A 19896-nucleotide genomic window follows, 5' to 3' on the forward strand; every position below is an offset into this window, starting at 1 on the left:
CCGATTCGCATGCGGGTATACGATCGGCTTTAGTCACCTAATAATATAAAGTCAGGTTAATATTATGTCAATATATCATATTTAATTAAATCCTTTAGACTACTTATTAATAATATATCATGTTATAACATTTATGAAGGAAGTACTACTTACCACCGAATTTGTCGAATCAAGGAGAGTATCTTTTTCAGCTCGTCTTCGGCTACCGGCCACCCCTTCATCTCATTTTGCAGACGCTCCAGATTGAGAAATCCCTTCGCCACTCCGTTCAGCCTCGCAGCCAAGGTGGATCTCTCCAGCTCCTCCTCTGATAAATACAACGACATCAGCTTCTCCACTGCATCCGGGAACCTCTTTAAATAATATTTCTGATGTCGGGACTCTGCCGGATAAAAAGCGTTAAAAGGCGACAGCTCCGTATCCAAAATGCCCTTCGTTTCCTCCATACGGCTCTTTATCCGCCGGAAAGCCTCTGCCTGTTCATCATCCCGATAGAGCAGCAGGGACTGATATTGCCGGTCCTTATAACCGTTGATGTTATAAGGATTATGGTTGTTCCAGAAAAGCTCCAGCAACTCGTCATAGGAAACAAGGGCAGCGTCGAACTGCAGCTCAACCGTCTCGGTATGATCGCCCATGCTGCGGTAAGAAGGCTCGGCCGTTGTCCCTCCGGCAAAGCCTACGCGTGTCCTAATCACGCCGGGAACCGCGCCGAACAAAGCTTCCGGGCTCCAGTAGCAGCCCATGCCAAGCGTTATCGTTTTCTCAGCCTTATTCTCGTTCACCTTGTCCCCTCCACTTCCTAAGGAATTGTATCGATACATTATAATTTCCGTAAACGGTTTATCTCAAGCAGGAACGGCAACGCTATTAGAAGAAAAAAGTAGGAAGTCCAAAATCGGGAGGGTTATCATGGGAAGAGTCGTTCATTTTGAAGTTCATGTCGATGACATGGAGCGCGCAAAAAAGTTTTACGGCGAGGTATTCGGCTGGACGTTCGAGGATTGGAGCGAATATGCGGGAGTACCCTATTTCGGAGCTACTACGGGCGATGCCAACGCGATGGGCATTAACGGCGCGCTGATGAAGCGCATGGGTCCTCCTCCGCAGCCGGGGCAACCGGTTAGCGGCTTTGCATGCACGATGGGTGTGGAAGATTACGATGCGACGGAAGCGAAAATCCTAAGTCTCGGCGGCCAGGTAGCTCTGCCGAAATACGCGCTGCCGGGCATGGCTTGGCAAGGCTATTATATCGATACCGAAGGTAATGTCATCGGCATTCATCAGCCGGATGAGAATGCGAAATAAGCTAACGTCTCGCAAAAAGCCCAACCTCGCAAGGTTGGGCTTTTAAGCATAAAAGTAACTTAAGAGCGCCAGGTTACGCCCTTATTCCGAAGAATCTCGTTCCATCTCCTAGGAGGCTCGATATTGGAAACGACGTAATCCACATCGGACAGATCGGCGATTCTCGCATTAGCCCCGACACCCTCAGATGCTTCGGATTCACTTCTCCCCCGATAAATATCGCTCTCCCGTCGATCTGCATGGCGTACTGCCCTCTTCGATAACCAGCACTTCATTGTCTTCGACTAGTCTGGCCGCAAGCACTCCAATCGCCCGCTTCTCTTCCGCATGAATGATTTCCCGTTCGCTATAGGCCGGTTCAATCTCGGTTTCGAGCTTAACCGTGCCGCCGTATCATGTACAAATGTCCCCTCTACGCTTATAGTTATGGATATACCGCTAAAAAATAATGTTGTTTTATGTGGTTTTTAGTCAGAATACTTTGGCTTACTCTGTATTTCATTCAATATACAAATACTTAGCACCCCATTAACATTGGAGTTATAGAATTAGAACGAATGAAACAACAACAAAACAAAATGAGGGATGACGATGTCCGGTTTTCCGGTTAAAGGAGTTCTGTTTGATAAAGACGGCACCTTGATTCAGTTCCATTCGTTCTGGGTGCCGATCGCGGAGGAATTTACGGATCACTTGTTATCCAGTATGGATGCGAATGAGACAGCTTCCGGTTTAAAAGAAACGCTGCTCGAATCCATTGGACTCTTCCCGGACGGGAAGGTAGATTCGAAAGGTTATCTGGCTGGGGGGACAACCGCGGATATTGCAGGGGCATACTTAAAGGTGCTTTCCGAATATGGTTATGGGCCGGAACAAACGGCAGGACTGCATGAATGGATGACGGAAGAGATTTACCGGCTCACCCAAGCCCATCGCGACCAGTTGCTGCCTACGGCAGATTTGGAGAACGTGCTGCCGCGGCTAAGAGATAAAGGATTGAAGCTTGGAATCGCTACGGCCGACGATTATGAATCAACCCTCTTCTTCCTGAACAAATACGGAATTGCGCACTACTTTGATTTCATTGGCACCTCGGACCGTTACGAGAAAAAACCAAGTCCCGTCATGATGAACGAATTTTGCGGGTTGACCGGACTGCAGCCAAGCGAAGTCGCCATTGTTGGCGATACGTTAACCGATATGAGGTTCGCCCAAAACTCGGAGGCCGGACTTGCCATTGGCGTTCTATCCGGCACAAGCCAGCGGGAAGAGCTTGCTCCTTATGCCGGTCTAATCCTTCCATCCGTTGGCGAACTAATTGATGAGCAGGACCAATTAGCATGGCAGGCAACCCGCCAAGAATAGCGCTGGGAACAATAAGAAGACCCCCGAGACGTTGGCTCGGGGGTCTTCTTGTAACGAGCAGCTGATTCAGCAAATTTTTATCCGGCGGCAAAACGGTAAATCCCGCTAAAAAACTGGATAAACCCCGTAATTGAGCTGTCAACCTTTTTGTTATATGATAAGAAGGGTTTAAGCGGCTTAAGCCCGCTAAAGACACATTTTCATTGCGATAAGAGAGGAATATTAACTAATATGAATCCTAAACAATTGAACTATACAATGCCGGCCGAATGGACGGCGCATGAGCGTACCTTCATCTCCTGGCCTGTACAAGCTTCGATGGTCTATCCGGAGCATTACGAGCAGGTAAGCGCGGGTTACGCCGAGCTTGTTACGGCAATCGCGGAATTCGAACCGATCACGGTTGTTGTGAACCCGGCGGACCTGGAGAAGGTCAGCGCCCTGTTCGCAGGCAACGATGCCGTGGAATGTCTGCCAATCGAGCATAACGATGCTTGGCTGCGCGACAACGGCCCAACGTTTGTCGTGAATCAAGAAGGCGAGCTGGCGGGCGTGAACTGGAAGTTCAACGCTTGGGGCGGCAAATATTCGCCATGGGATCTGGATGATGCCGTTGCACCGCAAATTTTGAAGCATGTTGACGTGAAGCAATTCGACGCTCCTCTCGTCATGGAAGGCGGATCCATCCATACGGATGGCGAAGGCACGCTTCTGACCACCGAGGAATGCCTGCTTAATACGAACCGCAATCCGGAGCTCAGACGCGAGCAAATTGAAGGCTATGTCAAAGAATTCGTTAACGTGGACACGATCGTATGGCTGAAGCGCGGCCTGAGCGGCGACGAGACCGACGGCCATGTCGATAACATCGCTTGCTTCGCGGCGCCGGGCAAAGTAATTCTGCAGGTGTGCAACGATCCTTCCGACGAGAACTACGCGATTACGGAAGAAAACCGCCGCATCTTGAGCGAAGCGGTAGATGCCAAAGGCCGCAAACTCGAGATTATCGAGATCGATCAGCCGCCTTACGCGGAATACGAGGACACTCGTTTGACGCTGAGCTACCTGAACTTCTATTTTGTTAACGGCGGCATTATCCTGCCGGTGTTCGGCGGCGCGGCTGAGGAAGCCGACCGCAAAGCTATCGAAACCCTGCAGGCGGCATTCCCCGATCGCCGCATTCGTCCGATCGACGGCATGGCGGTTATCCGCGAAGGCGGCAACGTACACTGCACAACGCAACAGATGCCTGCTCGCCGGGCTTAATATACGCTACAACTAAAGCTTACGAAGCAGGCTTTGCTTCGCAAAACTTTTTTAGGAGGCATGCAAATCCATGAGAACGGTCAAAGTAGCAGCTACACAAATGAGCTGCACATCGAATATAGAAGAGAACATTCGCAAAGCGGAAGCGCTGGTGCGCGAAGCGGCGGCACAAGGCGCGCAAATTATTCTGCTTCAGGAGCTGTTCGAGACGCCTTACTTCTGCCAGAAGGAAAAAGCGGACTACTACGTTTACGCAACCGAGCTGGAGGAAAACAAAGCGGTTAATCACTTCCGCGCCATTGCCAAAGAGCTTAACGTGGTGCTTCCGATCAGCTTCTACGAGAAGAAGAACTGGGCACGCTACAACTCGCTTGCGGTAATCGACGCTGACGGCGAAGTGCTGGGCAAATACCGCAAGAGCCATATTCCCGACGGTCCCGGTTATGAAGAGAAGTTCTACTTCAATCCGGGAGATACGGGCTTTAAAGTATGGAAAACGAAATATGCGAAAATCGGCGTTGGCGTATGCTGGGATCAATGGTATCCGGAAGCGGCGCGCAGCATGGCTCTTATGGGTGCAGAGCTCCTGTTCTACCCGACGGCTATCGGCTCGGAGCCGCAGGACGGCAGCATCGACTCGAAGGATCATTGGCAAATGTGCATGAGAGGCCATGCCGCATGCAACCTGATGCCGGTTATCGCTTCCAACCGTATCGGCGAAGAAGTTGACGAAGACTCGTCGATCAACTTCTATGGTTCGTCGTTTATTGCCGGTCCTCAAGGCAATCTGATTGCCGAAGCCGGCCGTGACGAGCATGGTGTGCTTGTTGCCGAATTCGATCTCGACCAGCTGGAATCGCAGCGCATCGAATGGGGCATCTTCCGCGACCGCCGTCCGGATCTGTATGGCGTAATCGCTTCGTATGACGGAGAAATCCGGATTAAATAAACCGTAATAACAGAAGGACCCTCGGGCTAAACTAAGTTAACCTGAGGGTCCTTCTGCTGCTATTCAACAGCCCGATTCGCTAATATTTGATCGATCTCGCTCTTCAACAACAGGTATCTATGAACATTTCTCATGATAGGAACTTTGGTTAACTGGTTTTTATCTACGAATACTTTCATTTGGTCTTTGGAGAGACCCAGTAACTTGCCCGCTTCAGTGACAGTAAATACAACGAGGTTGCTCGTTGCGTTAAAATCTCTTTTTAATTTCTGGTTCCAGTCTTCAAATCCATTCATATGTCGTTTCCTCTCTCGTTCCTAATCGATTGGATACTTCATTATAACATGTCTTCGGACAAAGACCTCAGTTCGAACGGATTCCTTCAAAAGCATTTGCCACCAACTGCTTCACATAATTATCGTCCAACGTGCCGCCCGTCATCAGCAAGCGATAAAAGATCGGCCCGTAAATTAAATCGATGCCCAGGGCGATATCCTGATCTTTATTAAATTCCCCGCGTTGAACTCCCCTCTCGAACAGGCTTCCCGCCTCTTGTCGGCGGGGCTCAATATACCGGGTACGAATGGCTTCCGACAGACCTGCATCAAACTGCCCTCCGCCAATTAAATCCTTTATTATTCTCCCCTCAGGGCTTGTTAGAAAACGTACCAAATTCGAAGCATGGATAACTATATCATCAAATGCGACTCCCGTGTCAGGTACGGGAAGTCTGGCTGCGGCAGCAAACAGGAACCCGTCCATGACTACGGCCGCCTTGTTAGGCCACCATTTATAAATCGTAGCTTTGCTTACTTTCGCTCGCTCAGCGATTTTCTCTACGGTGACCGTTTCAAAGCCGCTTTCCAATAATAGATCATAAGAAGCGGTAAGGATCGCCTTTTGCGTTTCCATATTACGCGGCCGCCCTCTTTTAGCTTCCACCTGAACCATCCCTTTCTTCTGTTTGTACATAAACCGGAAAACAAAAACGATACGTTCAGTATACTAAAAAAAGAGTCAAAGAAAAAGAAAATAGCCTATTTACAAAACGATACGTTCAGTATATTATTTAATCATTAATTAGTGAACGTTACGTATAGTAATTGATTCGCTCGGAAGTGAAACCCCAGAGAACGGAGTGATACTTATGGCTGCTTCAAATCAGCAAACGCTCGAGAAAAATATTCCGGCGTGGTTAACGATACTGCTCGCAACCGCATGCGGCATGATTGCTGCCAATCTGTACTATGCACAACCCCTGGTCGGATTAATCAGCTCCTCCCTCGGTCTGTCTCCCGGCAGCGCCGGCCTGATTGTAACGCTGACCCAGATCGGGTACGTTGCGGGACTTTTGTTTATCGTACCTTTGGGCGATATTGTGGAAAACCGCAAGCTGGTTGTTACCGCCTTGCTCCTTACCGCTGCTGCGCTGATCACTGCAGCGCTGGCAAAACAACCGTTTCTTTTCTTAACCGCTACCCTTGTTGTTGGATTAGGTTCGGTTGCCGCACAAGTACTCGTACCCTTCGCCTCCTACCTTGCATCCGATGCCTCGCGCGGACGCGTCGTTGGAAATGTGATGAGCGGTCTTCTGCTCGGCATTATGCTCGCAAGGCCATTATCCAGCCTAGTAGCTGATTTCCTCGGCTGGCATGCCATCTTTGCGATTTCCGCCGCAGCGATTGTTATTCTGGCCATTGTACTAGCCAAGGTGCTGCCGGTGAGAAAACCAACAGCAGCCACGAACTATACGGCGCTGCTTGGTTCCATGTGGAGGCTGCTGCGGACCACCCCGATTTTGCGCCGCCGCGCCCTGTATCACGCAACGCTGTTTGCGGCGTTCAGCTTGTTCTGGACCACCGTGCCGCAGCTCTTGGCCGGCCCTAAGTTCCATTTCTCGCAAACGGCTATTGCCCTTTATGCACTCGTTGGGGTAGCAGGCGCAGTCGCGGCGCCGCTCGCCGGCCGTCTGGCAGACCGCGGCTGGACCAGACCCGCTACCGCAATTGCCCTTATAACCGTTATCGTCTCGGTGCTTCTGCCTCTTCTGATTCAAACCAGCTCGCCAGTCGGCGTTGTTGTTCTCGTTATCGCCGCTATTCTTCTCGACGCTGGAGTATCGGCCAATCTCGTACTCAGCCAACGCTCGATCTTCTCCCTTGGAGCAGATATCCGCAGCAGGCTAAACGGGTTGTTTATGGCGATCTTCTTCTTTGGCGGTGCGATCGGATCGGCTGCAGGAGGATGGGCTTACGCAGCGGGCGGATGGAGTGCGGCGTTATGGCTCGGAATCGCATTTCCAATCCTTGCTCTGCTGTACTTCGCTACGGAGCGGAAGTAAGAATTAAGCAATCAGGCTTTCACTTGAAGCCTGACTGCTTTACCGAATACGGATAATTCGAGACTTTTCGTCCATTCCCTTGAAAAATAATCCATTTCCTCAATTGTGCTATAATGATAACCGGCTATTTTCAAACGATAACTACCGGAGGGGCATATGGAACGAAACGAACCCATAAATAAGAAAATACTTCTATCGGCTGCGATTTTCCTCATCATCGCTATCGCCGGACTCACCTATGTCAAATGGTGGCCCTATTATCTCAAAGCCATAAACGCGGCAACGGAGCATACCATAGGCTCTTCGATTGTCTCGGGTAAGAATCAAGCTGCTCCCGATCCCTCTTGGCAATCGGCTTGGGATTATGCAAAAGCCTATTACAACTCGGTATGGAAGGCCGCTATCCTTGGCATTTTGCTAGGCTCGCTGCTTCAAGTGCTTATTCCATCCCGCTGGCTGCTTAAGGCACTCGGAAAAACGTCCTTCGGCAGCACGCTTGTTGGCGGTGCGGCTTCCATTCCGGGCATGATGTGTACGTGCTGCGCAGCTCCTATAGCGATAGGCCTGAGGAAAAAGAACGCCTCCGTCGGGGCAACGCTAGCCTTCTGGCTGGGCAATCCGACCATTAATCCGGCAACGCTTGTCTTTATGACCTTCGTCCTGTCGTGGAAGTTCACGTTGATCCGTCTGGTATTCGGACTGCTGCTAACGTTTGGCGTCAGCTATTTCGCTAACCGGTTCGCTTCGGATGAGGCCCTCCCTGAACAGGTTGCTTCCGCCCCTGAGAAAATGGAGCAGGAAGAGCATTCCGCCCCGCTTCTCGTTAGATGGCTGAAAGCAATCGGCAGCATGCTGCTTCACGTCGTTCCTGCTTATATCCTTGCGGTGCTTTTGCTCGGCGCCTGCCGGGCATGGCTGTTCCCAACCATAGGCGAGACCGCATCCAACAATATTTTGCTTATTATGTTGTTCGCCATAGCCGGCATGCTGTTCGTTATTCCTACGGCGGCCGAAATTCCGATCATTCAGACGATGCTATCCTTCGGATTAGGCACCGGACCCGCTGCGGCGCTGCTGCTGACGCTTCCTTCGATCAGCCTTCCTTCGATTCTTATGATTAGGAAGTCGTTCCCTTATAGGGTGCTGCTATTTGTAGTCGTATCGGTTGTCGTTCTAGGGACTTTAAGCGGCATTGCAGGAGTACTTCTCCTATAAAAGCATCCTATCTGGCTGCAATAAATAAACCACACCCTTATGGATGTGGTTTATTTATTGCCTGTATTAATCAGAACAAAGGATATCTTTAACATACAAAGGGAAATCTACCCTCAGGCTGGATTGGATACGAAAGGAGGGTCCCCGGTGGTCATCGTTATTTTTATTTTATACGCATGGTTTTGTATTCAAGTACTGATGAATCTGCGCCTTAAGCTGCCGCTTGCGGTCAACCTCCTTTTATTTATGGCCATTGAAGTCGTTCTTACGAACAAGCTGACCATTAGCAGCCACAACCTTAAACTATTCCAAATCAATCCGAATATCCCGCATTTTATCGCTTTGATTCTGCATAATGACTTCACCATAACGTTTATCCTGATTGCTTTCGCTAACGTTTTTCTCTTATCGTCAAAAACTAGCGTACGGACCGGTATAGCCGTCTACGCGTTTGGCATACAACTGCTGCTTGGTATGGAACTGCGTCGGAATCAGGTTCTTATTTATAAAGAATGGAACTACCTCAATGAGTCCCTGATGATTATCCTGGTCATGCTATATACCTTGCTATTCGGAAAGCTCTTTCAGTGGATGGCTTCAAGAGAAGGATGGATTCGATAATGGAGTCAATCGTTTATGACCAGCAATTCAATAGCAATGAGTTATATGTGATCACTCTGATGACAGTTGGCTTCACCTTCTATCGGCTGCTGCCGCGTACGCTGTCTCCCCTGCAGACCGCCTTTACCATGCTTTTAAGCGTCACGTCAGGGCTCATTTTTGACCATACGATCGCTATACCGCCATTCGATTTATACGACACTGGGGACAATTCAAATTATGAGGTGTTTGACTTTATCTCTTATCTGATGTATGCCCCTTACGGATACATGTACATCTATGGGTTTGAGCGTTTCCGAATATCCGGGATTGTAACCATCGGATATATGCTTGTATGGGCCGCCATCGCCCTCCTGTTCGAATGGCTTGGAGTCAAGTGTGGCGTATTCCACTACAAACACGGATACCACATCCTCTACTCCATCCCTATCTACCTGGTCGTGCTCAGTATTCAGCTAGGGGCGTACCGGGCTGCTTTTTCCAGTCACCGCTGGCAAAAAAATTAAAGAACCACATCCTGATTAAGGATGTGGTTCTTTTTGTTACTCCTTCACGGCGCCTAGCATGATGCCGGATACGAAGTATTTTTGCAGGAATGGATAAACGACCAGCATCGGCACCATGGCGATAAATACCTTTGCCGAGTTGAGCGTCCGATTGGACAGCTCCGAGAGCTTCTTGTACTGCTCCGGCGTCAGGTTGGTGCCCACCGGAATGTTGACGACAAGCTGCTGGATATAGGTCTGAAGCGGATAACTGGACTGGGTATTGCTCAGTACAAGCCCGTTGAAGAACTCGTTCCAGTGGTAGACGCTGATGAACAACGCTACCGCGGCCAGCACGGGGATCGAGCATGGGACATAGACCCGGAACAGAACCGACCACGGACCCGCTCCGTCGACAACCGCCGCTTCATTCAGCTCCTTCGGCAGATTGCGGAAGAAGTTCATGATCAGGATCACGTCGAATACCGGTACCCCGCCGCCTAGCACTAACGCCCAGATCGAATCGATCAGGTGATAATTCTGAATGGTAAGATACCATGGAATCAGGCCGCCGCTAAACAACATGCAGAAGACCAGGATCCACATGAATATATTGCGCGTTTTGAAATCCTTCTTCGGTCGTGCCAGCGGATAAGCCATTAATACCGTCATCAGCAAGGCGAAGCTTGTGCCAAGCACGGTACGCTGGATCGAAATCCAGAAAGCGTTAAAGAACATGCTGTCGTTAATAATTTCCTTATACGGCGTCAAAGAGAAGCCGATCGGGTAAATCGTTACCAGACCCGCGTTAGCGGCGGATTTCTCGGAGATGGATACACAGAAGGTGTACCACAGCGGATAAACGCAGCTTATAACGAGCAGCCCGAGGAGGATGATATTCGCAATATCAAACGCCCGTGAACCTAATGTTGTATTTCTGACCACAGCAGCGCCCTCCTCTTAGAATATCGTGTAATCGGCATAACGATAGGCCAGACGATAAGAGACATATATCAGCACAAAGCTAATGACCGACTTGAATAATCCAGCCGCCGTCGCCAGCGAGAATTGAAGATTTTGCAAGCCTAGCCTGTAGACCCATGTATCCAAAATATCTCCCGTCGAATACACAAGCGGGTTATACAAGTTATAGACCTGATCAAAGCCGGCGTTAAGCACGTTGCCAAGACTTAAAACTCCTAACAGGACGACCGTAGTGATCAGAGCCGGAAGCGTGACATGCCGGATTAACTGCCAACGATTGGCCCCGTCGATAGCGGCCGCTTCGTACAGATTAGGATTGACGCCCGTCAGTGCCGCCAGGTAGATAATCGCGTTATATCCGAATTCCTTCCAGACGTCCGTGCCTACGATCAGCTGCCGGAAGATTCCCGCATCCGCCATAAACAGCTTGGGATCCGCTCCGAAATAACCGAAGACTGTATTTACAACGCCATAATAGCCGAAGATTCCGATAACAATGGTGGACATGATAACCCAAGACAGAAAGTGCGGCAGATAAACAACCGTCTGCACCAGCTTCTTGTATCGCAGGTTGCGAAGCTCGTTCAGCAATATAGCAAAGACAAGCGGGACGATCAGATTAAGCACGATTTTGCCTACGGCAATAATTAAGGTGTTCCTGATTACGGTTTTACTGTCATTCAGCTGAAACATATACTTGAAGTTCTCAAGTCCAACCCACTCGGATTTGAACAGCCCGCTTCCCGGATTATAATTCTGAAATGCCATCAGAATCCCGAACATAGGCACAATACTGAACATGACAAGCCAGACCATACCCGGCAGCAGCATCAAATAATAGTGCTTCTGATGGCCTAATTTCCTCATGCGGCTAACCTCCTGTCACTCTAATGGATGAGAAAGCTTGCGAAAAGCACCGAAACGCAAGGTGCCTTCCGCAAGCTTTGCTTATCCTTATTTCTTCAAGAGCTCTGCAACTTCCGCCGTAATCTCATCTCCGCCTTGCGCTTTCCAGTCCTTCACGAACTTATCGAAGGAGTCGAGCGACGCTTGCCCAAGGATGATCTTCAGAACCGTCTCATCCTCCATCTTCTTCAGGTTCGCCCATTTAGTTTCCATCGTTGGCGTCTGGTTGTAAGTCACGCTGTAGACCTTCTTGTCGATAGGAGTTGTTGCAAACGGACGGTCACCGATTAAGAGAGAATAGAGCCGTTGGAAGTCGCCGAAGTTAGCCGTGCTGTAATTAGTCACGCCTAGTTCGTCATACGGCGGTTTAACGACGTCTCTTACTTTTTTCGCATCGGCATACATCAGTTTGTACAAGCTGTTCGGTACGTTGTAAGATTCAGGCTCCGTCTCGCCTTTCAGAACTTTCATCAGCTCGGTATACTCGTATTCCGTTTCGTTCGCCGCAGCCATTACGTTACGGAGCGGATACCAGCCCACCGCAACGGACAGGTCGAAGGTTGCTTCATCACGCACAAGAGCGTTGTTCATGATCAGAATGGCCTTAACCACGTCCGGCTTGGCATTTTTGCTGATCACGGTGTACGTGCTGCCCGTTGTTTTCATATGCGTATTCCATTTGCCGTCATCGGAGTAGACCGGATAAGCTTGCCAGTTGGCCGTCGGGTCGTTCTTGAAGGAGTCCCCGTTGCCGTAACCGCCGGCCCACCATGGTCCGAAGAAAATACCCGTCTGGTTCGCGTTGATCGGATCACCCGTGTTATCGCGGGTACCCACCTCAGGGTCGATAAGACCTTTTTTATACCAATCGGCCAGCAAAGCCAATGTTTTCTTCGTATTTTCGGATGTTGTGCCGTACGATACCGTACCGTCGCCATTGTCGAGCCAGTAGCCCGGATAAGCATCCATCGCGCCGAAGATCGGGTCAAATCCAGCCATATTGTTGGAAGAGACGAGGAATGTGGAATACGGGAACGAGTTTTTGGATGGGCCGGCAATACCAATGGTTTTGTCCCCGCCCAGCTTGTTATCCATAAACGCTTTTGCCGTCGTCTCGAGCTCCGCCAGCGTCTTCGGTACCGGCAGGCTGAGCTTATCCAGCCAGTCCTTGCGGATCCACATGACGTGAACGCCGTCGGTATCCACCGTAATGTTTGGAAGCGAGACCATCTTGCCTTTGTAGCTGGCGTTCTCCAAGGCGCGGCCTTCGGTACTTGCCATAATATCTTTCACCTGTTTGGAGGCATATTGATCAAATAGATCGCCAATATCATAGAGCAGCCCGGAGCTTGCGGCTTTCGTCATGAAGGAGCGGTCGTCGACCACCATGCCGTCAGGCAGCTTGCCCGATGCAATCGTCAGGCTGACCTTCTGCTTGAAGTCGTTGCCTGTAGCAGCCGTCCAATCCACAATGACGTTAATGTTGTACTTTTCTTTCAAGTAACGCGTATATTGGTTGTTGCTTACGCTGTCGCCTTCCGGCAGCGTTTTGTCCGTCGGGTCCACCACCATGCCGATGTGAACGTCAACGGGCTTAGGGAATTTGGAGAAGGCGAGGTCATCCCCGGACAATGCGGGACTCTCGGAGCTTGTTGCATTAGAACTTGCTTCAGGGCTTGAAGACGCTTTCACATTGTTGTTTGATGAATCATTGGAAGAAGAACATGCTGTCAGGCTTACACCTAGCAATGCAGCAGAAAGCATTAGTGCCATATTCCTTTTCATCTAACCCCTCCTAGAACTCTTCGTTCGTTCGTTCCTTGCTTACCCATTGTACAATGAAAGCGCTTAAAAAAAGTCGGACGGATGTGCCCTGTTTTGTGTTCAATCAAGAAACGGGGGTAGATATTTGTTCGATTAATTGTAATCAATCTTCCCCCCTACGAACTGCGCGCGGAACTCGGACGGCAAGAGACGGGTCTGCTCATAAAAAAGCTGGGAGAAATATTTAGAGTCGTTATAGCCTACGGCATGCGCAACCCACGCGATGGATTGATTCGTCTCGCACAGCAGGCGCTCAGCGGATCTGATCCGCTCCTGCTTCAAATAATCGTTAAACGTCGAGCCCGACAGCTTCTTAAAGCATTGACTGAAATAACTTCGGCTCATGTGCACGTGATCGGCAACGTCCTCGGCATGCAGCGTACCCGAAGCCTGCTCGCGTATGAACAGAACCGCCTTCAGAATGCTTGTTGTCGTATTGGTAAAATCGGTGGTTGCCGCCACCTGCGCATATACGCGTTTCCTGAAATCGCGCATCCATTCGACCGCCGAGCGGACATCGGCCGCATCGGCGCCTAGTTCGGCAGGAAGCCCAAGGTCGGTCTCAAGCTGAGATAACACGCGCATAAACAGCCCTTCCAGGCGACGGAAGGACACCTTGGCTTGCGCGGTCTGCTTGCATAGCCGCTGAAAGACCGATTCATTATAAAGCCAGTAGTTAGCGCGCCATTCCTGCTCCAGCCCGCTCCAGCCCTCCTCCTCCTGCGTACGGCTGGTTTGCTCAGCGGCAGGTGAAGACGCGGGCTGCGATGCAGCCGAAGGCTGACCGGACGCTTCCTGCGCCGTCACGCCCGTCATCTGCTGCTGAATTCTTTTCAGAATCTGCTCGTCATCCTCTGATTCCAGACGCACCTTGGATATATAATCGAGCACTCCCATGCGGTAAGCGGTCTGCACATTTTCGAATTCCTCATGAAACGATAGGATAACGGAACGAAGCCCAGGGAATCGCTGGCGCGTCACCTGAAGCAGCTCCATTCCCGACATGACGGGCATGGACAGGTCGACAAACATAAGATCCACCTCATGCTGCTCCATAAACTCCAGCGCCTTGGCGCCGTTTGCCGCCTCTCCAACGACAACCATGCCATGATTGGACCAAGGCATAATCGAAATAAATCCTTTGCGCGCAAGCTTGTCATCGTCAACGATTAATACACGAATCACATGGCTCTCTCCTTTCGTTGTTCGAGAAAAGGAAGGGTTAACGTAACCGTCGTACCCTGATTGGGCGTGCTATCTATACCCATGCGGGCTTTATGTCCGTAAGAGGATTCCAGCATGGAGCGGACGTACCGGAGCCCAATCCCCCAGCCCGTCTGCTGCTGGTCCGGCGTGTCGCGCTGCAGCAGGGCCAACGTCTGCTGGCTAAGCCCCTTGCCATCGTCGCGGATCGTAATGCGCACCATCTGCGCCGCCTCGTCCGGCACAACGCTGATTTCCAGCATACCGTTGTCGTCTAGGCCGTGGCAGACCGCGTTTTCCACGATCGGCTGCAGAATGAATCTTGCGACCGGGCTGTCCAGATAAGTCCCTTCGGCAATATCCAGCTTCACTTCAAAATCATGCCGCATCTGCTGCAGCTCAAGATAGGTTCTCATGACCTGAATTTCTGATCGGAAGGTCGCTTTTTCCTCGGATTTGCCCAGATTGTAGTTCAGCAGAATAATAAGCGAGGAGATAAACTTCTCGATTTCTTCCTGCTTGTGCATAACGGCCAGCCAGCGCACCGAATTCAGCGTATTCATCAAGAAATGCGGATTGATCTGGTAGGCAAGCTTTTCGATCTCCAGCTGATGCCGGCGCTTCTCCTTCTGCTCCACGTCCATGATGAGCTGCTGAATCTGCCGCTTCATAATGTTGAACTGGTCGAAAATACGGTCGAACTCGTCGATTCCCGTATGGTACTGCGTAGTGCCCATGTACCCTTTGCCGAACGTCCGCATCTCCTTCTCGATCAACCGGAACGGCCGGTTAATAAGCCGCCGCAGCACAAGCGTAAGCATAAACATCATTAGAAGGGCGATGGCGAGAATCCAATACATATGATTTTTCCACGTATAAAGCTCATGGTTGTAATAAGAGACGGGGAGCAGCATCGTGATGTCATAGCCGTAATCGCCGGTCATCCGGTTCCAGACATAATCGTCGGTCATGCCCGACTGGCCTTTCAGCTCAAGATGCTGGCCCGCTTCAAACGCGTTCCCGTTGCTGCTGTAGGTTACATTGCCTTCGGAATTCGTGAATACAAGCGTGTAGGGCATATTCAAACTTTCGGTAACCGAGCTCATGTCCGTCGGAATATCGGTCTTGGCTTCCACGTAGACAACAAGCTTGGTGCCGTCCGAAAAGGTAACTTCCCTGGTGACGGACACCACGAGATCATCGCTGAACCGGCATAAGGATTTATGCGGGGACTGGTATCTCAGCTCCCCCATGCCGGCTACATCCGGCAAGGATCCAAGCTTAAAGTCCGCGCGTACCGGCAGATTCGAATAGGCTGCTTGCCCGCTTGCTTCATTGTAGTACATGACCAGCTGCATAGCCGGGTTCGAGAAGGTTATTAATCCAATGTTATAGGAAATATCGCGGGATAGAAGACGCTGACTATAAATGTCCGCGGTGTACACATACGTCTCCATCAGATGGCCTACCGTGCCTTCCGGCGTCATCTGTTGGGTAACCTGGAGCAGGTTATTGTACATTTGGTTCTGCTTTGTCGTTTGCTGATACAGATCAAATGCCATAGAGGTTTTGATTTTATCGTGCTGCATCGTGTAGATCGCATTGTAAGACACGGATGCCATCAGAATGGCACAGCCTACAAAGCCGATGGTCAGTAACACCATAATGCGTTTGCGGAGAGAGGAGAACAAAAACCGGTTGCGCAGCATGGACAGGATGCCCGTTTTCCTAATATGAGCCGTTCCGGGCGACTTAAACAAGCGTTTGCCTTGCAACTCCATCACCTCACAACTAGTATGGGACAAGACAATATTCGATGCTTTATGAGTTTATCCTGCCTGACGCGGAGGAAAGCCGCAATAGGGAATCGTATCCAACAAAAAAGCCCTTTATCCGAATAGATAAAGGGCTTTCCTATATGCAGTGGGCTTGCTGCCCGCAATATGCTCTAAATGGTCGGGATGACACGATTTGAACATGCGACCCCCTGGTCCCAAACCAGGTGCTCTACCAAGCTGAGCTACATCCCGTGGAGCGGAAGACGGGAATCGAACCCGCGACCCTCGCCTTGGCAAGGCGATGCTCTACCGCTGAGCCACTTCCGCGTATGGTGCGGTCAAGAGGACTCGAACCTCCACGTCATTGCTGACACTAGAACCTGAATCTAGCGCGTCTGCCAATTCCGCCATGACCGCATTTTTCTAACGCGTAATGAAGATTATATCCCATCATTCCGGGTTATGCAACAGTTATTTTTCATTGGCTTCGCGGCTCTCTTAAGCGGCAAAAATGGCCCCCGCGACAGCCGTATCGCCTGTCTGCGGGGCACCTTTTTAGTCGGCTATTTTTCCTTTGTTACTTGTAGATCGTAAAGATCAAATCGCGATTGCCGCTGTTCTCGGTTGTCCAGGTTGCTCCTCCGTTCGTCGACAGCCGCTCGAGTCCGCCGGCATACGGATTACTGTCGCTGTAAGCGAACCCGTACTTGTTGTTTGTCGAGTTGTCGTCAAGCGTTTGCGGAGAGCGTAAGATTAGTCCGTACTTCTTCGTGGTGTCCAGCCCCGTCAAACGCGGATATACCGCGTAAGGCGTCGCTGCTCCCGGTATATTGTTCGGATTAAGCGAAGCGCTGAACAGCTTTTGCACCGGATTGTTGCTCGCATCGAGCTGAACGATATCCAGATAGTAGTTATCTTCCGGCACCTTGTTTACATAGCTTTCATACAAGTAGACATCCAGCCTTGGCAGGCTTGATTGGGTTAACGTAAACGTCTGCATCCTTTGAATTCCCGCACGAATATCCGAATACGCGGAGTACGAGGCGTTGCTGTTGTCCTGATCAATGATGAAGCCCGTATTGCCGCTCACATTATAAGCTTCAATCTCGTTAATCGACGGGATAAACCTTGCTTTATTGATATACAGCCGGATTTTGGACGTGTTTACGGTCGGGAAGTCGAATACTCGCCTGTCGCCAATCGTAAAGCCCTTCGTCAGGTTCACGTAGCTTGAGCCGTTCCAATATTGCAGGGCGTACGTATCGATCTGAAAGTTCTGGCTGCCGTAAGCGTACTCGTTCACGACGACCCGATTAACGCTTGTGCCGGTACCGAAGTCAACTTCGATCCATTGATTGTTAGCCGTGCCGTTCTCCCCGCTCCACCTTGTCGCTTGGCTGCCGTCCGTCACCTTGGAAGCTTCAAAGCCGGCTTGGGCGGACCAGGCAGACGAAGCAGTTGCGGCCTTGCCGGAGGCAAGATTCGCAGGAGCCGTTGGCCATGAGCTGGATTGCGGGGAGACGCGCACGATAATCGACTCGCCCGGCTTCAGCGTGCGGCTGTAGCTGCCGGTATAAGTGCCAAGCTTCGTCTTGCTGTACAGCTCGGTCAGCGTATAGGCCGTGCTTGAGCTAAGGCCCAGATCGCTGAACGCTACGGATGCGCCTTGCGAATTGTTCATATCCCAGTTGGACAGCCCAACGTATTTATCGCCATTCGCCGCCGTTAAGTATACCGCAGTCGGAGGATGCTCGAGCTTATGATAGAAGTTCGTCATCGACACCGGCCGGGCCGCCTTGCCGGCCTTCACCAGATTAAGCAGATCGGAGTTAAACAGCGTCTTCATCCGATCCTCCGATATAAACGGCACATTGTCGCCTATAAGGAGATGACCGCCTCCCATTATAATGGCCGTGGACAGCAGCGTTCCCTCGTTCAACGTTACTTTATTAAAGCCGTCGATCACGCTTTCCGGGAACAGCATGTCCGGGTCATTGTACGAATACAACGTACCGTTCGTCCACCAGGAAGCCGCCGTGTTAAGCGCCTGGCGCTCAATGCCGGGATACGATTCCAGTCCGATTGTCGTATCGACGCCCGTCCTGCGCCCATGCGCGTAACCCGATGGCAGCAGCGGTGCAATCGATTCGTTGATGTAGATGTCCTGCGGCGCCGCGAGCAAGGTATCGCGCATGACCTGCATGCCGATCCGGTAGGCTTCCATCCCGTTCTTCGTGGAATCGTAGAAGCTGCCTTCATACATGCCGAGGTCGATGAAATCGAGCTTCACGTAATCAAAGCCCGGGTCGATATGCTGCGTCTGCATGATCCAACGCAAGTACGCCTGACCGCCGGGATGCGTCGCATCTACGATATACGTATTGATGTACGACTTGATCGGGTTGCCGGAAGCATCCTTAAGCGCAATGTCGCCGAATGTATACGAAGTTGTTGGCACCGTGTCCGTCAGAGGATCAAAGATCGCGAACGGAGCGGAGTATGTGCCGGCCTTCATCCCTTTGCTGTGCACGTAATCGGCGAAGTCCTTCAGATTCTGCACCGGCGTCTTGGCAGGCACGCCCTTATAGCAGCAATCGAGATTCATGTAATTATAGCCAAGCGACTTCAGATGGGAGTAAAAATAATCCGTTGTCGGAAGCATCGCGTCCGCCGTACCATAGGTGTAATACGCGTACCACGTGTTGAAGCCGATTGGCACATCGCCGGTCCAATTCAGCTTTGGCTCGCCAACGGCATAAGCCTGGCCAAACGTCTCCAGTCCGTCGCGGTAGTCCGTGAAATAACCGAGGAAAAACTTATCGCTCGCGACGGACGTACCGCTCTTTTTCCCGCCGGCGTTATATACTGAGAATCCGGTGAGCGGACCGTTTGCCGCGCTGGCCGGGGCCAGGTATTGCATGCTCTTCCACGTCTTTGTCGTAGCCGCTCCGGCGACGACGCCCTTCTTGCTGGCATTGTCGAACATGGCCGCAACCCAGTAGCTCTTGCCGTTGAACGCCGACCAGGTTTCGCCCGCGCCGTACGGACGGTCGTCGCCGTTCTGGCTGTTGCCGAAATCGTTAACCGGCGCTACGCCAAAATCGTAGTTGTTCGTATAAGGAGTTGTATAAATGCGTTTGTCGCTGCCGGAGCCGATGTCGAGATTATTGGCCGCGATTGGCTCTAGGAAGTCGATAGTCTGCGAAGTCCCTTTGCTGACTGTCATATCCGTGAGGATATAGGAACGGTTCTCGTACATGGTGATGCGCAGCGTTATCGTGGATCCCGACGCAAGCGCATTCGTAATCGTCAGCAGCTTGCCGCTTGTGCCATAACCGTCGGTACCGGTTGTTGTCCAGCTTGCGGTCCGGGTCGCCGAATCGGTCGACTTATATCTGGTCGGGCTTCCGCTGATCGCATAGTCCGAGTAAAAATCGCTGATGAGTGTTGTGCTGCCTTCCTTAAACGTGCCTTTACCCGTTGACAGGTCGTACGCAACCGTAATGGTCCCGTTGGTAGCGGTTACAATATTGCCCGTCTGAGAGATCGACACGGGTGCCGCATACGTCGTACGGGTGCCGACAGGCAGCAATACCGACAGGAGCAGCGAGAGAAGCAGCACAACCTTCATGCCATTCTTTCTCATTATTT

The 19896-nt window shown here is 51.0% G+C and carries 17 protein-coding genes and 3 tRNA genes; 8 read left to right on the top strand and 12 right to left on the bottom strand.

All coding sequences use genetic code 11. The features are described 5' to 3' along the window. Window positions 1-149: 149 nt before the first annotated feature. Entirely contained in the window at window positions 150-785 is a 636-nt protein-coding gene (locus PGL01S_RS27285; RefSeq protein ID WP_244935781.1) for a peptide-methionine (S)-S-oxide reductase MsrA, read from the bottom strand. Window positions 786-912: 127 nt separating this feature from the next. On the opposite strand from PGL01S_RS27285, the gene PGL01S_RS27290 reads away from it, so the two are divergent. The 4 genes from PGL01S_RS27290 (at window position 913) to aguB (ending at window position 4888) form a co-directional block, all read left to right on the top strand. Further along, entirely contained in the window at window positions 913-1308 is a 396-nt protein-coding gene (locus PGL01S_RS27290) for a VOC family protein (protein WP_127498329.1), read from the top strand. 591 nt (window positions 1309-1899) lie between these two features. Then, window positions 1900-2673, top strand: a complete 774-nt coding sequence (locus tag PGL01S_RS27295; protein ID WP_127498332.1) for an HAD family hydrolase — start codon at window positions 1900-1902, stop codon at window positions 2671-2673. Between the two features lie 231 nt (window positions 2674-2904). Beyond that, window positions 2905-3939, top strand: a complete 1035-nt coding sequence (locus PGL01S_RS27300) for an agmatine deiminase family protein (protein WP_127498335.1) — start codon at window positions 2905-2907, stop codon at window positions 3937-3939. A gap of 70 nt (window positions 3940-4009) precedes the next feature. Next, on the top strand, window positions 4010-4888 hold the full coding sequence (aguB, locus tag PGL01S_RS27305; protein WP_127498337.1) for an N-carbamoylputrescine amidase: 879 nt from the start codon (window positions 4010-4012) through the stop codon (window positions 4886-4888). Between the two features lie 59 nt (window positions 4889-4947). On the opposite strand, the gene PGL01S_RS27310 is transcribed toward aguB, so the two are convergent. Both PGL01S_RS27310 and PGL01S_RS27315 read right to left on the bottom strand, forming a co-directional pair. Further along, complete coding sequence (locus PGL01S_RS27310) at window positions 4948-5184, bottom strand: helix-turn-helix domain-containing protein (RefSeq protein WP_127498340.1); 237 nt, start codon at window positions 5182-5184, stop codon at window positions 4948-4950. 67 nt (window positions 5185-5251) lie between these two features. After that, entirely contained in the window at window positions 5252-5830 is a 579-nt protein-coding gene (locus tag PGL01S_RS27315) for a TetR/AcrR family transcriptional regulator (protein ID WP_127498342.1), read from the bottom strand. Window positions 5831-6035: 205 nt separating this feature from the next. On the opposite strand from PGL01S_RS27315, the gene PGL01S_RS27320 reads away from it, so the two are divergent. The 4 genes from PGL01S_RS27320 (at window position 6036) to PGL01S_RS27335 (ending at window position 9571) form a co-directional block, all read left to right on the top strand. Then, window positions 6036-7229, top strand: a complete 1194-nt coding sequence (locus PGL01S_RS27320) for an MFS transporter (protein ID WP_127498344.1) — start codon at window positions 6036-6038, stop codon at window positions 7227-7229. A 156-nt stretch (window positions 7230-7385) separates the two neighbouring features. Beyond that, a complete protein-coding gene (locus tag PGL01S_RS27325) occupies window positions 7386-8444 on the top strand; it encodes a permease (RefSeq protein WP_127498346.1) in 1059 nt (352 codons plus the stop codon). Window positions 8445-8591: 147 nt separating this feature from the next. Next, window positions 8592-9065, top strand: a complete 474-nt coding sequence (locus PGL01S_RS27330) for a hypothetical protein (RefSeq protein WP_174806609.1) — start codon at window positions 8592-8594, stop codon at window positions 9063-9065. Further along, window positions 9065-9571, top strand: a complete 507-nt coding sequence (locus PGL01S_RS27335; protein ID WP_127498348.1) for a hypothetical protein — start codon at window positions 9065-9067, stop codon at window positions 9569-9571. Before PGL01S_RS27330 ends, PGL01S_RS27335 begins: the two co-directional genes overlap by 1 nt. A 36-nt stretch (window positions 9572-9607) precedes the next feature. On the opposite strand, the gene PGL01S_RS27340 is transcribed toward PGL01S_RS27335, so the two are convergent. The 9 genes from PGL01S_RS27340 to PGL01S_RS27380 all read right to left on the bottom strand — a co-directional run bounded on the left by PGL01S_RS27340 (window position 9608) and on the right by PGL01S_RS27380 (window position 19891). Beyond that, window positions 9608-10495, bottom strand: coding sequence for a carbohydrate ABC transporter permease (locus tag PGL01S_RS27340; protein WP_127498350.1), 888 nt, complete (start codon window positions 10493-10495; stop codon window positions 9608-9610). Between the two features lie 15 nt (window positions 10496-10510). Then, a complete protein-coding gene (locus tag PGL01S_RS27345) occupies window positions 10511-11401 on the bottom strand; it encodes an ABC transporter permease (protein ID WP_127498352.1) in 891 nt (296 codons plus the stop codon). 87 nt (window positions 11402-11488) lie between these two features. Next, window positions 11489-13225, bottom strand: coding sequence for an extracellular solute-binding protein (locus PGL01S_RS27350; RefSeq protein WP_127498354.1), 1737 nt, complete (start codon window positions 13223-13225; stop codon window positions 11489-11491). 132 nt (window positions 13226-13357) lie between these two features. Beyond that, window positions 13358-14449: a response regulator transcription factor gene (locus PGL01S_RS27355; RefSeq protein ID WP_127498356.1), complete on the bottom strand. Its 1092-nt coding sequence runs from the start codon at window positions 14447-14449 to the stop codon at window positions 13358-13360. After that, window positions 14446-16242 (bottom strand): sensor histidine kinase, encoded by a 1797-nt coding sequence (locus PGL01S_RS27360; protein ID WP_164775607.1) that lies wholly within the window; start codon window positions 16240-16242, stop codon window positions 14446-14448. The genes PGL01S_RS27355 and PGL01S_RS27360 overlap by 4 nt, the downstream gene beginning before the upstream one ends. Before the next feature lie 178 nt (window positions 16243-16420). Then, a tRNA-Pro gene (locus tag PGL01S_RS27365) sits at window positions 16421-16497 on the bottom strand. Beyond that, window positions 16498-16572, bottom strand: a tRNA-Gly gene (locus tag PGL01S_RS27370). 3 nt (window positions 16573-16575) lie between these two features. Next, window positions 16576-16662, bottom strand: a tRNA-Leu gene (locus PGL01S_RS27375). 160 nt (window positions 16663-16822) lie between these two features. Continuing rightward, window positions 16823-19891: a discoidin domain-containing protein gene (locus PGL01S_RS27380; RefSeq protein ID WP_127498360.1), complete on the bottom strand. Its 3069-nt coding sequence runs from the start codon at window positions 19889-19891 to the stop codon at window positions 16823-16825. Between the last annotated feature and the right edge of the window lie 5 nt (window positions 19892-19896).

It is taken from the genome of Paenibacillus glycanilyticus NBRC 16618 (assembly GCF_004000805.1).
In the GTDB taxonomy this organism is placed as follows: domain Bacteria; phylum Bacillota; class Bacilli; order Paenibacillales; family Paenibacillaceae; genus Pristimantibacillus; species Pristimantibacillus glycanilyticus.